This is a genomic window from Porphyromonas endodontalis (assembly GCF_052173515.1).
In the GTDB taxonomy this organism is placed as follows: Bacteria; Bacteroidota; Bacteroidia; order Bacteroidales; family Porphyromonadaceae; genus Porphyromonas; species Porphyromonas endodontalis_A.
Window position 1 is genome coordinate 78472 of record NZ_JBQMYL010000005.1, and the last position, 16057, is coordinate 94528.

At 48.3% G+C, this 16057-nt stretch carries 11 protein-coding genes; 3 read left to right on the forward strand and 8 right to left on the reverse strand.

Annotation, left to right across the window (positions count from 1 at the left end; translation table 11 throughout):
- Positions 1-121: 121 nt before the first annotated feature.
- Entirely contained in the window at positions 122-3682 is a 3561-nt protein-coding gene (locus ACTTHR_RS03745) for a leucine-rich repeat protein (protein WP_442605239.1), read from the forward strand.
- Between the two features lie 14 nt (positions 3683-3696).
- The gene (locus ACTTHR_RS03750) at positions 3697-4392 is read left to right on the forward strand and encodes a hypothetical protein (protein ID WP_442605240.1); all 696 of its coding nucleotides are present in this window, start codon (positions 3697-3699) and stop codon (positions 4390-4392) included.
- Positions 4393-4572: 180 nt separating this feature from the next.
- On the opposite strand, the gene ACTTHR_RS03755 is transcribed toward ACTTHR_RS03750, so the two are convergent.
- Entirely contained in the window at positions 4573-6336 is a 1764-nt protein-coding gene (locus tag ACTTHR_RS03755) for a DEAD/DEAH box helicase (RefSeq protein WP_442605241.1), read from the reverse strand.
- A gap of 292 nt (positions 6337-6628) precedes the next feature.
- Here ACTTHR_RS03755 and ACTTHR_RS03760 point away from each other — a divergent pair, with 292 nt between their 5' ends.
- Positions 6629-7759 (forward strand): hypothetical protein, encoded by a 1131-nt coding sequence (locus tag ACTTHR_RS03760; RefSeq protein ID WP_442605242.1) that lies wholly within the window; start codon positions 6629-6631, stop codon positions 7757-7759.
- Between the two features lie 320 nt (positions 7760-8079).
- Here ACTTHR_RS03760 and nifJ read toward each other — a convergent pair whose 3' ends face one another.
- The 7 genes from nifJ to ACTTHR_RS03795 form a co-directional block, all read right to left on the reverse strand.
- Positions 8080-11625, reverse strand: coding sequence for a pyruvate:ferredoxin (flavodoxin) oxidoreductase (nifJ, locus tag ACTTHR_RS03765; RefSeq protein WP_442605243.1), 3546 nt, complete (start codon positions 11623-11625; stop codon positions 8080-8082).
- 76 nt (positions 11626-11701) lie between these two features.
- Positions 11702-12892, reverse strand: a complete 1191-nt coding sequence (locus ACTTHR_RS03770; protein WP_442605244.1) for an AAA family ATPase — start codon at positions 12890-12892, stop codon at positions 11702-11704.
- A gap of 310 nt (positions 12893-13202) precedes the next feature.
- Positions 13203-13577: a thioesterase family protein gene (locus ACTTHR_RS03775; RefSeq protein ID WP_442605245.1), complete on the reverse strand. Its 375-nt coding sequence runs from the start codon at positions 13575-13577 to the stop codon at positions 13203-13205.
- 199 nt (positions 13578-13776) lie between these two features.
- Positions 13777-13941, reverse strand: coding sequence for a rubredoxin (gene rd / locus ACTTHR_RS03780; protein WP_004333091.1), 165 nt, complete (start codon positions 13939-13941; stop codon positions 13777-13779).
- A 113-nt stretch (positions 13942-14054) separates the two neighbouring features.
- On the reverse strand, positions 14055-15077 hold the full coding sequence (locus ACTTHR_RS03785; protein WP_442605246.1) for a DUF805 domain-containing protein: 1023 nt from the start codon (positions 15075-15077) through the stop codon (positions 14055-14057).
- A gap of 89 nt (positions 15078-15166) precedes the next feature.
- Positions 15167-15802, reverse strand: a complete 636-nt coding sequence (locus ACTTHR_RS03790; protein WP_424777464.1) for an OmpH family outer membrane protein — start codon at positions 15800-15802, stop codon at positions 15167-15169.
- Positions 15803-15827: 25 nt separating this feature from the next.
- Positions 15828-16046 (reverse strand): hypothetical protein, encoded by a 219-nt coding sequence (locus tag ACTTHR_RS03795; protein ID WP_276773532.1) that lies wholly within the window; start codon positions 16044-16046, stop codon positions 15828-15830.
- Positions 16047-16057: the final 11 nt, after the last annotated feature.

The following is a 16057-nucleotide window of genomic DNA, read 5'->3' on the forward strand; positions in this document are numbered from 1 at the left end:
AATCAATTTATTTTGACCTTTGGTATAGAAAATACTCGTATATTTGGCACATTGTTTTGAGCAGGCTTCCTGTCACAAAACAAGATAGATAAGGTTTTATTATTTACAGATGTTAGGATTTATGAGAAAGAAGATTCACTTACTCTTTGTCGCTCTATTCCTCTTCTCGCTATCGACGAGCTTGCTATGCGCACAGAATGGAGGAAGTTTCTCCTTAGAGATTCAAGCCGGAGAGTTGGCAAGCAAATTGCCAGCAAACAAAAATGAGGTTCAAGACCTAACCCTAAAAGGCTCGCTCAACACCAACGACCTTAGCGTGCTACGTACCCTCACGCAAATGAGTCGCTTAGATATGCGAGAGGCCACGATCGAAACCGGAGGAGATGGATACACCTCTACCTATTACCCCGGTCAAACATTACAAGTAGAAAAGCCCAATAGCCTTCCTAAAGCCCTATTTGCCGGAATAAAATCTCTCCAACGCATCCTACTCCCCTCCCAACTCGTGGAGATTGGCGATGGTGCTTTTAGAGCAAGTGGACTTACCTACATACAGCTCCCCGAAAGCGTAACCACCGTAGGCGAACATGCCTTTGCCGAATGCACCTCCCTCACCAAGGCAAAACTTCATGCCAAACTTTCCAAAGTCGCTAAAGGGCTCTTTGAGGGATGTACTGCGCTAACCACCGTACAGAATAGCAAAATTACCGAAGTGGGGGACAATGCCTTCCGAGGTTGTAAAGCCCTCAAGTTCACTCTTTCAGGCGGAGTAACTCGTGTCGGCGACAACGCATTCCAAGGATGTGAAAGCCTCGAAATCGCTTACCTTACCAATACTGTCACCTACCTCGGCAACCACGCTTTCGATGGCTGTAGCTCACTTTCGATGATTTTCATCAAATCGAATATCGAAACATTGGGCGAATACATTTTTGCCAATTGCCCCAAGCTCGTGAATATCAATACCCCCTACGACTTCACGAAACTCGCCAAAGGGATGTTCGCTCACTGTAACGCCCTCAAAGAGGTATGGTTGGGTAGCGGCCTCAAAGAGGTCGGTGCTGAAGCCTTTGAAAACTGTACAGCCCTTACCTCTCTCCGCATAGACAACCCCTCGGCACCTACGGTTGATGCAACCGCCTTCGCTGGCGTTAATTGTAGTAGCGTAGAACTTCTCATCCCCAACGGCAAAAGTGCCATATATAGTGCCAACGATGAATGGAAAAAATTCCAAGTAAAGGAACTCGCCTTGGGCGACAATGGAATAAAAGTTGTCACAATCCACCAAAAGAGTGGCACGAGTAAGGGGCTCAAAGTGGGAATACGCACCACTCTCCCCCTCACCTTTAACCTAGGCAATGGCTCTATCGTCAAAAAAGCTCCCGGCACATATAGTAGTGGCAGAAAGCAAGTAGACTGCACCAATGGAGGAAAAACGGTAGACCTCTTATCCATGCCTTCCGCTCTTCGAGATCTTATCATCAACGACCTTGATGGCAATGATATAGAGCATATCACCTTCAACACCCCCGAGCTAGACTACCTCTGGCTTACCGGTAGCCAGATCACCTCTTTGGATCTCACGAAGATGCCTAAACTTCGTCAACTCAACATCTACGACAACGTACTCCTAGAGGCTCTCGACCTTTCTCACAATCCCGAGCTGACCTTCCTTGACATCTCGTTTGCGGAAAAGATCCAAAATCTCGATCTCTCCGCCACACCCAAACTCACGACACTCAAGGCTGCACAAACAAAGCTCTCAATTTGGGATCTCTCTAAGGTGCCTCTGCTTACAGAGCTAGATCTAAGCATGACCAAGATCCAATCGCTTGACCTCAGCGCACTCACTCAAGTAAAAGTGATCATGCTCCCAAAGTGCGAACTCGAGCACGTCACCTTCCCCTCCGCCCCCGACCTCAAAGAAGTTTTTATCAACGACAACAACCTCTCGGCAGACGAACTCAATGCCATCTACAAAGCACTACCCCAACGAGAGGTTGCCGATGAGGCGAAGATCTATATCAAGAACAATCCTGGTGCAGAAACCTCTAACACGAGCCTTCTCAAGAGTAAAAATTGGATTGCCGATATGGAGGGAACAGGGACAGACACCCCCGACCTCACCCAAGAAGCCATCTCTTTCTTTACAGCGAATAAGAGCGTCAGCTTTAATGTAATCGGGGCTCAAAGCGAAACGCTATCTATTGATTGGGGCGATGGCTCACACATAGAAAGAGCAACCGTAACCCCCGGGATACAAAAAAATCTCAAACACACTTTTGAAACGAGTACTCCTCAGCACGAAGTAAAGATCTACGGCGAAAGCATTACCACCCTTAGCACCACTCTCTTCAACGTGCTTGGGCTAACCTACCTCGACGTAAGTCATTGCCCCACGTTGCAAAAACTCGCTGTCCCCAATGGCAACGACCTCCTCTCCATTGACTTGAGCAAGAACAATGAGCTCACTCATATCGACCTCGCAGGATGTAAACTCAACACCATTACATTACCCGAAGAGGGGGCAAAAATCCAAGAACTTAAGCTATCGACCAACGATATAAAGGAACTAGATCTGAAAGGGATGAGTGCCCTCGAAGTGCTCAGTGCTCCGAGCAACAAACTCAAAGAAATCGACCTTACACCCTGTCCTAAACTCAAAAAGATCAATCTAAATCTCAATGGACTGGAAAAGGTGGTCGGGCTTAAAGAGCTAACCGAACTGACCGAGCTGGATATCGCCAACAACACCTTGCCCTTCTCGATGCTACCTCCTCGCAAAAACATGACCTCCTATGTATACAGCCAATATTGGTACGATATACCTAGCGAATTGATCAAGGACTATACCATCGATCTCTCTGCCGAGTATAGGGTACAAGGCGTTACCGACCAACCCGAGCAGACCTCCTACAAGTGGTACATTCAGAAGACAATGACAGAGAAAGTAGAGGTGCCCCAAACCGCCTATACAGAACAAAATGGGGTATTTACTTTCAACGACACCCTTTTCCCCCAAGGCAGCGAAAAGGTCGAAATCTTCGTGCTTATGACAAATCCTTCATTCCCCGAAATCAACACGAAGAGCCAAGGACTCCGTAGTGGATTCATCACCATGAAGCGCATTCATGTGGAAGAACCTTTAGATCCATCGAAGTTCGATACAAAGTTTGAGGGCATCTACGAAAATGCATTTGCCGAATCTAAGAACCTAATCGAGATCAAGCTCCCCAAAAACACGAAAGAGATACGTCACAAAGCTTTCAGCAATTGTTCCAATCTCCAAACCGTTGTGATTGCCGCTCAGGTGGACAAACTCTCCGAAAAAGCTTTTGAAGATAGAGAGGGTCTCGTGATCTATGTGCCCACCGAAGCTATCAAGAGCGAATTCGAAAAGATGGGAAAATTTGAAAAGACAAAGGTCGTAGTAGGTAATGGCCCCGTAGCAAATAACACGATTACAGCCGATAGAGCCTACAGACTTGCTTTCGAAGAAGAAACCCTTATACTCTCTTCTCTAACGGCCGAGAGCCAAGAGGTGGCACTCTACGATCTCCAAGGGCACTCCATCGCCCGTACTATGCTTCCCGGCAATAGTACAATTCGCCTCACACTCCCTCAGAGCGGATGCTACGTACTCGCAATCCAAGGAGAGGTATCCAAAGTATTCATTCCCTAACATGCTCAAGACAAATGAAAAAGATATATCCTACACTACTCAGTGCCATTATCCTAAGCATGGGTAGCTTATCCGCACAAAATGCGCTCCACAAGGAGATCAACCTCACCACAACAGGCTCTCTCCAAAAAGAGCTCTCCCTAGAGGACGCAAAGGGGTTGACCTCCATCAAAGTAACAGGAGAGATCAACGAGAGCGACATTGCCCTACTTAACAGCATGGCCTCCGCCGGCAAGTTGGAAAAAATAGACCTCAGTGAGGCGACTTTTGGCGAAACGAAAGATCCTCTCTTGCTCGATGTCTCTCAATACTTCTTACCTATGATTGCAGCCCTTAAGACAGACGATATTGACGCCATGGAGGCGTACGAAGCTGGTTTAGGGCACGAGAAGGATCCTCGCTCAGTACCTGGGTTTTGGACGTTTTTTACTAAAAAAGAGATGTTCTTTATGACAGGTTACATGAGGGGGTGGGATATGAAGATCAACGAAGCCGTACTCAAAACTCAAAATGCAGCTCTTGTTCGAAGTCCTCAGATTCGGTCGTGGCTCAAAACGATGGGGTATGAGTATCGTAATGCTCGTACCGATGGCGACCTCATCTTCAAGAACGAAGAGACGAACATATGGTGCTTACTCCACTTTACACCTTACAGCAAGACCGACTTTCCCGGCATCCACTTCTCTTCGGATGAGTACGAAGTTTGGTAAAGGCCTCCTCCCTGGGAGAGTCTCCTAAAACTACCCCACGTAGCTCCATAGAGGGACCTTCCCAAAGACAGAAAACCCACGATAGTCCAAACGGCTATCGTGGGTTTGTTATATTAGAGATACTCCCTATAAAGGGCGAAGCAATATCCCAAGAAGTAGGATACTTAGGGCAACGGCTCCCTATCGTCTCCTTTTCTTTTCTTTGGGTTTGGGCAGGGGCTTGCGTGGAGCCTTGTCTTTGCGGAAGTGCTTCTCCCTAGGGGCCGAGTCTTTCCTCCCACGAGCGGTTTCCCTCTTAGAGTCGGAGCCATCCGCAGCGTCGGCATAATCAACAATAATGCGCCGCCCCTCCACTTCGTACTGAGAGAGCTCTTCGATCAGACGATGGGCATCATGGCTATCGACTTCGAAGAAAGAAAACTTTTGCATCAGGTCAATCTTGCCAATGCGCACTCGCCCCGGCACACATCGATTGATCAGCTCGATAAGTTTATTCGGGAAGAGGCGATCCGTCTTACCAAAGTTGATAAAGAGACGCGTCATCCCCTCCTCTACCACACGAGGCGCACTATTTCGTCTCTCGCGTTTCTCGTCTCTTGTTTCGCGCTTCAGGCTCTCGGGTTCGATCTCCTCTGCGGTGCTATAGTAAGCGAAGAAACGCTCAAACTCAAGCGTCATGAGGCGACGGAGGAGTTCATCGCGGTCGAGCCAGGAGAGTTTTTGACTTACTTCCGGCAAGATGGCAGCAATCTCTTCGGCATGAGCGCTAGAGTCTACATGCTCCAACCTATCGGCAAGGTGGAAGAGATGCTTGCTACAAATCTCGCGCCCCGAGGGCAATGCGCCGACCTCCATTTTGGCACCAATCAGCTTCTCGATGCTGCGAATACGGCTCTTCTCTCTAAGGTGACAAAGCGCAATTGAAAGCCCGGTTTTGCCGGCACGAGCCGTACGCCCCGAGCGGTGCGTATAGTTCTCCACATCATCGGGGAGACCGTAGTGAATCACGTGTGTTAGGTTATCCACATCCAAGCCTCGGGCTGCCACATCGGTAGCTACAAGCAGTTGCAAGTGCCCACTACGGAAGCGTTGCATCACACGATCGCGCTGCTCCTGGCTCAAATCTCCGTGAAGCGCATCGGCATTATAGCCATCGGCAATCAGGTGCTCGGCTATTTCCTTGGTTTCCATACGCGTACGGCAGAATACAATCCCGTAAATAGAGGGATAGAAATCGACAATCCGCTTGAGGGCAAGATAGCGTTGCCGAGCCGGTACGAGGTAGTAGATATGGCGGATATTGCTGTTGGCTTCGTTTTTACGCCCAATGGTTATCTCTTTGGGATCGTGCAGATAGCTGTGTGCAATAGTCGCGATCTCTCGGGACATCGTGGCCGAGAAAAGGAGCAAATTACGCTCTTCGGGAATCTCCGAAAGGATGGCTTTAAGATCTTCGCTAAAGCCCATATTGAGCATCTCATCTGCCTCATCGAGTACTACCGTATGGATCCCTTCGAGAGAGATGGCACGGCGGCGCATCAAGTCGAGCAAACGCCCGGGGGTGGCTACTACTATGTCTACACCACGCTTTAGGGAGCGTATCTGCGTCTCTATGGAGCTACCTCCGTAGACAGCCAAAACACGCACCTCCGGCAAGAATTTGGCAAAAGACTCCAAATCGCTTGTAATCTGCAAACAAAGCTCTCGTGTGGGAGAAAGGACTAATGCTTGGGGGAAATCGCGTTGGGGACGGAGCTTCTCCAGAAGGGGTAAGCCGTAAGCGGCTGTTTTGCCCGTACCCGTCTGCGCCAACGCTATAAGGTCTATGTTATCTTCTAATAGATAGGGGATTACGGCAGCCTGAACAGGCATCGCCTCTGTGAATCCCAAGGCACTAACTGCGTCCAGCAGGGGTGCACTAAGTTTGAGTTCGTCAAATGTCATCGCCTGCAAAGGTACGCTAAAATCTCCTCTAAAGCATCATAAGAGAGGAGTTTAGGTGCTGATTCGCCGCCACTTATAGGAAGGGGAAACAACAAAAAAGACGAGGGGTACAGGGGAGATTGCCCCTTAGAGTGAAAAGAAACACTTTAGACAAAATATTATTTCTCCCTTTAAGGTATTGCATAATCAAAAAGTTTCATATCTTTGCGCCAGAATATTAATTTGGAAACTTTAGAGCTTATACAAAGCGACTATTGAAAGGAATATAGGATTGACTTAGTAATATATGCTTATGAAGACTAGTTTTACTTTTGGGATGCAGAGAGGGATATTTTCACTCCTTTTTACTGCACTATTTTTAGGATTCTCCGGGCTCTCGATGCGGAGTTTTGCACAGGGGACGATCACCATTAAGACGAACAAGGCCAAGGGAGAAAAGATGAATCTCAGGGTCATTGCGCTTGGTGACTTTACCGTTTCCGGCACCGAAGCCAACCCCAATCCCTACGGAGAAGGCTGGGCTACCTATACATTAACCGATCCCACGATCACCATAAAGGGAAAGGTGCAAGAGCTCAATTTTATTGCTGTAAAGGCAACATCCATCACTCTTGAGGACTGTTCTGATTTGGTTAAGCTCGATTGCAGACAAAACGATCTGACAGAAATTGTCCTCAAGAACACCAATAATCTCCGAGAACTTTACTGTGTAGAGAACGCCCTCACGGCACTAGACCTATCCAATCAGACCCAGCTAAACACATTGGATTGCTCCGTAAACCTTATAAAAACGCTCTCTCTGAAGAATTGCCCTCTCCTGACATTTTTAACTTGCTACGAGAATCAACTTCAGACCTTAGACCTAACGGACTGCTCCAATTTGGAAAACATCATTTGCTCTCTCAACCAAATCTCAGAACTCAAACTGGGGAAAGTCGAGTACCTCACCTCGCTCTCGGCTACCGTAAACCACCTAAGAGACGATGCGATGACACGTTTAATGGAAGCATTACCCGATAGAACAAGAGCAACAACCCCCGGACTTTTTGGGGCCTATGCAGGCCGGGACAAGAACGAACAGAACCAATGCACCACAGAAGATGTAGCCATTGCTAAAAAGAAAAACTGGGAGGTCAACCAACATGATGGGGAAGACTGGGTTCCCTACCCGGGAGAGCCGACTTCGCTAGAGGCTATGGGTCAGAAAGCACCTGAGCTTTACGTAACCCCATCTAGCAAAGTACTATGTATCAACAACGCCACTCCCAATACTTATGCACGCCTCTACTCTACAGAAGGAGAGCTAATGGCTCATGGGAGAACGGATGCCAACGGAGCTAGTCGACTCCACATTGAGTCTTTGGCAACAGGCGTTTACATCGTATCCATTGGAGGAAGAACGCACAAGCTACTCATTCAATAAAAACCGAAATACCACTGCAAAAACACATGGGTTTCCCTAAGCGAGGAAATAGAAGCCCTTATAAAAGAACCTGAGAGGCTACCAAAAGATACTCTGAGTAAACTCGGATTTGCTCTGTATCTTTGGGTAGTTCGCTCAGAATGTTTTCCTTAGAAAGGAATCCACTCATCCTAAAGGAAAACGAGAGAGGCTGCGCCATGCTCCCCCAAAACCGGGTGCTGTAGCACAGCCTCTCTTACTATTTTACGGGTCGTCTCTTGCCCCGTGCTTTTCCGCATTAAGGGCAAAGAGACGAGAAGCAAAAGGTAGTGAGAGGAGGGTTACTCCTCTACACTCCAATCTGTCTTAACGAGACGTTGATAACTATTGTAGCGATACTTGGCAGCTTCGAGAGATGCCTCAGCAAGCTCTTCTGCTTCGTCGGGGAACTGCTTATAGAGAGAAGAGTAACGTACTTCGCTCTTGAGGAAGTCCTTAAACTTGCTCCAATCCGGTTCCTTGCTATCGAATGAGAAGGGGTTCTTGCCCTCTTCGGCCAACGTAGGATCGTAGTGCCAGAGGTGCCAGTAACCGCACTCTACAGCGCGTTTTTCCTCGCTCTGAGCATTACCCATACCGCCCTTGAGTCCGTGAGAGATACAGGGAGCGTAAGCAATAACGAGCGAAGGTCCATCGTAAGCCTCAGCCTCACGGATTACCTTAAGCGTCTGAGCTTGGTTAGCACCCATGGCGATCTGAGCTACATATACATAGCCGTATGTAGTGGCAATAAGCCCAAGGTCTTTTTTACGAACACGCTTACCACCGGCAGCAAACTTGGCAATAGCACCCAATGGTGTACTCTTAGAGCTTTGTCCACCTGTATTAGAATATACCTCAGTATCGAGTACGAGTACATTCACGTTCTTGCCCGAAGCGAGTACATGGTCGAGGCCACCGAAGCCGATGTCGTATGCCCAACCGTCCCCACCGATGATCCATTGTGAATGCTTGAGGAAGTAGTCCTTAAGTTCACGCATTTCGGCCAAAGCGGGCGTCTTATCAGCCTCTAGCAAAGGTAGGATAGCATCGCTGAGACGACGTGTTTCTGCAGAGTTTTCGAAGTTAGCAGTCCACTCTTCGAGAAGAGCCTTTAGTTCACCTGCAACCGCTCCGTCTGCCAACGCCTTTTCTACCACGTGCGACAAACGCTCTCTCATCGTATTGGCAGCAATGCGCATACCCAAGCCAAACTCGGCATTGTCTTCGAAGAGAGAGTTAGCCCATGCAGGACCGTGACCACAAGCATCCGTAGTATAAGGAGTAGAAGGAGCCGAAGCCGAATAGATAGACGAGCAACCCGTAGCATTGGCTACCATCTGACGCGTACCGAAGAGTTGTGAGATGAGCTTAACATAGGGAGTTTCACCACAACCCGAACAAGCTCCGGAGAACTCAAAGAGAGGTTGTGCGAACTGGCTATTCTTCACATTGGCCAATACATCTACCAATTTAGACTTATTGGTCACCTGCTTAACCATCTTATCCCAGTTGTCCTGCTCGTCGTATTGGGTGGTAAGAGGCACCATCTCTAGAGCCTTACCATTCTTATTGCCCGGACAAACGTTGACACAATTGCCACAGCCCAAGCAGTCGAGCACATCCACTTGTATGCGGAATCCTAAGCCGGCTTCCTTGAGCCCCTTACCCATTGCCTCGAGCGTTGCAACGCCGGTTGTGTTCTTTTCGGCAGCATCGAGGAGGAAAGGACGGATCGTTGCGTGAGGACACACAAAGGCACACTGGTTACATTGGATACAGTTTTCCATCTTCCAGACGGGAACGAATGTAGCCACACCACGCTTTTCGCTGGCTGCCGTACCATTATCCCATGTACCATCTTCGCGACCGATAAAGGCACTTACGGGTAGGTCGTCTCCGGCTTGTGCATTCACCTTGCGCACTACATCGTGGATAAAGTCCGTATCGTCTGTATGGCGAACGGGAGCGTCATCTTCAAGATTTGCCCACTCAGCCTTCACAGGGATTTCAACGATCTCACTACCACGGTCTACGGCTGCGTAGTTCTTGTTTACCACGTCGTCGCCCTTCTTAGCGTAGCTCTTCACAATGAATTTCTTCATCTGCTCTACTGCGAGATCGTAGGGGATTACGTTGGCAATCTTAAAGAATGCCGATTGCAAAATCGTATTGGTGCGGTTGCCCAAACCAATCTCCTGAGCAATAGCCGTAGCGTTGATCGTATAGAAGCGGATATTGTTTTTCGCGAGATAACGCTTTACCTTGTTGGGGAGATGTGGCTCAATATCTTCGGGAGCCCAAATGGAGTTGAGAAGGAATGTTCCGTTCTTCTTGAGCCCCTTGAGCACATCGTACATATGGAGGTAAGCCGGCACGTGGCAAGCTACAAAGTCCGGAGTTACCACCAAATAGGTAGAACGAATGGGCTTATCGCCGAAGCGGAGGTGCGAAGCTGTGAAACCGCCCGACTTTTTCGAGTCGTAAGCGAAGTAAGCCTGGCAGTATTTATTGGTATTATCCCCGATGATCTTCACCGAGTTTTTATTGGCACCTACGGTACCATCGGCACCAAGACCGAAGAACTTTGCTTCGAATGTTCCATCCGCAAAGATGAGGTCTTCGTGTTGGGGAAGTGATGAGAAGGTAACGTCATCCACAATCCCGATGGTGAAGTGATTCTTGGGAGTGGGGAGGCTCAAATTCTCGAAAACCGAAGCAATCTGAGCAGGAGTTGTATCCTTAGAAGATAGCCCGTAACGACCGCCTACGATGAGAGGCGCGTTTTCCTTTCCATAGAATACATTGCATACATCCATGTAGAGGGGATCGCCCAATGCACCGGGTTCTTTAGTACGATCGAGCACAGCAATACGTTTTATCGAGGTGGGCAACGCCTTCAAGAAGTGCTTAATGCTAAACGGACGGTAGAGGTGAACGGCAAGGAGACCTACCTTTTCGCCCTTAGCTTGGAGGTAATCGATGGTTTCGCGGATCGCTTCTGTTGCCGAACCCATGGCGATAATTACGCGGTCTGCATCGGGGGCTCCATAGTAATCGAAGAGGTGGTAGCTACGACCCGTAACCTCTGCCATCTTATCCATATACTCTTGTACCATATCGGGCACAGCGAGGTAGAAAGGATTGGCAGCCTCTCTATTTTGGAAATAAATATCCCCATTCTGAGCCGTACCACGAGTTACAGGTTTATTGGGAGTAAGAGCACGATTGCGGAAGGCGAGCAGAGCATCACGATCTACAAGTGGTGCAATATCTTCGTTGTCGAGGCTTTCGATCTTCTGAATTTCGTGCGAAGTACGGAAGCCGTCGAAGAAGTGGATAAAGGGAACTCGGCTCTTGATTGCCGTAAGATGAGCTACAGCTGCAAGGTCCATCACCTCCTGAACAGAACCTGTACAGAGTTGGGCAAAACCCGTCATACGTGCACTCATCACGTCTTGTTGGTCCCCAAAGATAGAAAGAGCTTGCGCTGCGATAGCACGAGCCGAAACGTGGAAAACGCCCGGGAGCAACTCCCCGGCAATCTTGTACATGTTGGGGAGCATAAGCAAAAGCCCCTGAGATGCCGTAAAGGTAGTAGCCAAAGCACCTGCCTGTAGTGCCCCGTGCATAGCTGCAACGGCACCACCTTCGCTCTGCATTTCTTCTACATTTACAATTTCTCCGAATATGTTTTTGCGCTTCTGAGCAGCCCATTCGTCCACAAACTCAGCCATCGTAGATGATGGAGTAATGGGGTAAATAGCGGCTACTTCGCTAAACATATAGGCGATGTGTGCTGCGGCTTGGTTACCGTCGCACGTCATCATTTTCTTTTGTTTTGCCATAGCTTGTATTACTTTGATAATAGAATTTTCTCTCTTTCGTTTTGTTTTTTGTTTGAGGGAAGTCTTCTAAAAAGACTTAGTAGAGGAAGCCAAAAAGCCACAAGGGAATCACGTTGCGACTCCCTACATTAATGCCATGCACGGCATAGAAACGCTTGGGATGATAGCGGGCTATTATCTCACGATCTACACGGAACTCCTGCGTACCATCTATAATGAAATTGACATTAGCCCGTATTGATGCTTCCACATTTCTACCTTGGTTTATCTGGTTGAGGAAGAACGTACGGCACACATCGTTACCCACATGCGCACCCATAGGGGTATGAGGCAATAGGGCATAGAGAAGATTGGTATTCTGCAAATAGAAAACAGTTGGCGCCTTCACCTCTGCCGAACCATTCTTGTGTACCAAATTGACGAGGTGGGCATCGCGTAAGAAATTCACGTAATTGGCCACCGTGGCTCTAGAGGTATCAATGCCTTTGGCAAGGCGAGATACATTGAGCAAAGAGGGGCCCTCCATGGCCATAAGATAGATAAGCTTACGGAGCTTGGGGAGAAGACGCTGATCGATATTACGAATGTACATAACATCGACCTCTAGTGTCATGTTGATGTTTTTAAGAACATCTTCGGAGGAGCTGTGTTGCTCCATGAAGTAGGGATAGTAGCCGTACTGAAAGTACTCGTTGAGCCAATGTAACGGATTGAGCTTCTCCTGAATCTCCCGAGTGATGTCAATATGACGATGAAGGATGTCGTCCCATTGTACGACAGGTAGCTCTACTCCCGTCTGAGAATAGATAAACTCTCGCAAAGAGAAACCGCGCAATTCGTATGTTTTGCCCACCGGCTCCCAGCCGTTTGCCCCCGTGCCCACAATCAGAGGAGAGCCCGAGTAGATAATCTTGAGAGAGGGAAACTTTTCGTAGCACTCTAGCAGTTCTTCTCGCCAAGAGGGATACTTAAAAATCTGGTCGAGCAGAAGTGTTTCGCCGCCCCCTTCTACAAACTCTCCGGCAAACTCTACAAGAGTTTTTGTCGTAAAGAGGAATTGGTTTAGATTGACATAGAGCGCCTTACGATTAAGAGGCCCATACTTTTCATTAGCCCAATCTAGTAAGAAAGTGGTCTTACCCACTCCCCGAGCGCCCACAATCCCTACCAAGCGTTCTTTGGGGTCGATTTCATCCATCAGCGTGCGCCGTACCGTATTCTCACGCGCACGCAACAAATGATCGTGTGTCCTAAAAAGACTTTCCATTCTATTGATACCAATTTTTCGGTAACAAAGATAAGGAATACTTTCCATATTGCAATAAGCAAATGACAATAACGGGCAATTTGAGGGCAAAACAACCATTCCTAGGTATAGAAGTAGCACCTAATAACGACTTCCTTTTCTGGGGAGAAAAAGAAAATTTACAGGGTAATTTTTCAGCCAAAATCAGGCAAAAAAGCCCACAAAACCAGCCTAAAACAAAAAAGAGGTGCCTACCTTTTTTCGGATAGGCACCTTAATTTCTCGGCATAAGCGAGGGAGCGTTATGCCGGTAGGCTTGGAAAGGACTGCATTAAGCTAGTTTTGCCATGAACTTATCCCGATAGACAATGAAACGCTCCAGCGTACCGTACCCAATCTCACCTTGGCTATCTTCGGCTCGAATGTCGAAGACGAGTTTACGCCCATCCACTTCGGTAAGGGTTGCCATCACACGCACCGTCTGCCCTATTGCCGTGGCACGAGTGTGGTGTACATCAAGGTGAATCCCCACAGTAGATGCCCCTTCTTCTAGATGGGGAGCTACGAGTTGTACCGAGGCTTTCTCCATAAGAGCAATCATGGCAGGCGTGCCAAAAACGGGTAAATCCCCCGAGCCAACATGGATGGCGGAGTGGTGATCTTGGAGAGTTACCTCCAGCTGACAAGTTTGATGGATAGGTAGCATATCTTTCTATTTTCGGTTGTTTATATTCCGGATACAAATGTACAAATATCCGACAGGTGCTCTCCTCTCCATGCGCAAGGGAGGAGAACAAAAAAAAGCTCCCTGCCTAAGAGAGGGGGCTTATAAACCAACTCTCTAAAGACAGGGGCGCCTTATTGCTTATGAATATCCCCACTCTCGTGAGGAGGATGGGTCGGGTTTAGCCGTTATAGGGAACAAAGTCCGACTTTTCGGCACCACAGAGAGGGCAAGCCCAATCGTCTGGGATGGATTCAAAAGGAGTGCCGGGGGCGATGCCGCTATCAGGGTCTCCCACTTCGGGATCGTAGATGTACCCGCAAAGTTCACAGATGTACTTCTTCATAATTCTTTTCTCTTTCTATTATTTTCTTTCAGTTCTTATTTTCTGGGAGCAAAGGTAGTTGTTGTAGGAGCATAGGGCATTAAGAATCCATCTATACCCCTATAAACTGCATCTTAATTAGGGGTCTGAGGAGCCCTGGGGTCCTCCCCATATTTATTGGGACGACGCACTCCCTCCTGGGCAGCATAGACGATAAAGATAATCGAACCCACCACAGGGATAAGCGTAATCAAGAGGAACCAACCCGACTTGCCAATATCGTGCAAACGGCGCACAGAGACAGCAAGCGATGGGATCAGGAAGAATAGGGACACCAACGTAAGAAGTCCATAGGAGGTGATAAAGCCGGGATTCCTAAAGATCTCGCCATACATATCTATGATACCCCCACTCGTATAGGCATCGAACACCCTCTCCCTAAAAACATCGGACATGATGAAAGGGAAGAAAATGAAGTTCGATAAGAACTGAACCAGGTAACGGAAAATGAACGAAAAGAGCACGAATCCCCAGAACTCACGCCGTCTGGCTCGTCCCGAGAATTGCGCAAACCGTTTGGTGATACAGCCAACAAAATAGCTCCAGAGCGAAGGCTCGGGAGTATAGACTCTACCCTGCACATTTTCCCTCTCCCTTGCAGCACCAGTGAATGAGGGGGGCACCTCGGACGACGCCGAAGCCCCATGGTAAGGCGGAGGAGTAGCTACCGCAGGCTTAGCAGGAGGGGGAGTAGGTGCACTCTCTTGGGTTTGTGCAGCGAGTAATGCGGCTATCTCGGGCTCCTTATCCAATGCTATCCACTCGGTAAGCCCTTGGTACCAAACCCACTTTGCTTGCTGCAGAGGGGAGGGATCTCGACGTAACTCCTCGAGGGTGAATTCCCCGATTTGCTCGCGGAGATTCGCCAAATGATACCCCCGAGCAAGTCCTTTTCGCTCCTCCCCCGGGAGAGCCGGCGGGAGTTCACCACCCTCTTGTGTGGGTGAAAAGTCATCAACTTCGGCAAGAGGGAGCCAGCGTGTCCACCCCTCACTCCATAGCAAAGTCTGATCGGGCAGAGCCATTTGCAAAATCTCTTGACGCGTAAAAGGGCCCTCTTGCTGGTTGTTGCGTAAGATGTAATAGGTACGTTCCATACTTAGTAATGCGAGTTAAGAGGATATTTCGGTGAGGGGGAGGGAAAGGGAGCTCAATGCAAAAGAGCTCGGGAGCACGAAAGAAACTCCTACTTCTTTGCCTCTTCTTTTTGGGGAGTTGCCTCGGGAGTCTCCTTTTTGTAGGCCTTATTAAGCTCCTCGATCACACGTGCAGTAATATCAAGTCCATCGGCTGCGTAGAGGATATTATCGGCCTTTACGTTAGAAAGGATCAAGTCGAAACCCCAGTCTTTATTCATCTTGGCGATTTCCTCTTTGATGGTCTTATAGAGTTTTTCTTCGGCAGCTTCCTGCTCCTTCATGAGTTGCTCGGTGAGGCTCGCGTTGAGGGATTCCAACTCCTGTTGCATCTTCATCAGGCGAGCTTGCTCTGCTTCGGCAGCTTCGCGGGTGGCGAATTGATTGCTCTGCAACTTCTGCTGGAAGTTAGCTCCGGCACGCTGTAGATTATTCATCTTAGCCGAGAGCGAAGCACGACTATCGTTGCTCTTCTTCTCAAGAGTAGCCTTCATCTCGGTGTACTGCTCGTAGTTATTGAGCACAGAGTCTAGCTCTACATAGGCAATTTTGAGTCCATTTGATGATGGAGAAGCCAAAGAATCGGACACGTTGGTAGTACTATTGGTACTTTGACACGCAGTACCCAATGCGAGTATTGCAAGAGCTACAAAAGAGGCCACTAGGGCTTGTTTGAATGATTGCATGAGGATTGTCTATTCTATCTTTTTCCTATTTATTAGCAGTATCGATACGGTCGAAAAGATTCTTCCTGCGCGCCTCAGCCTCCATTTGACTATTGGCACAATGGATTCCCTTCTCCCTGAGCGCTTTATTTGCTTCTATGTGCGTACTAGGGAACTTGCCCCCACGAACAAAAAAGACACGAACCCCCAAAAGAATCACTGCCAAGAGCACGATTATGAGGGCAATTATCAGTATTATCGGCATTTTGTTCTATA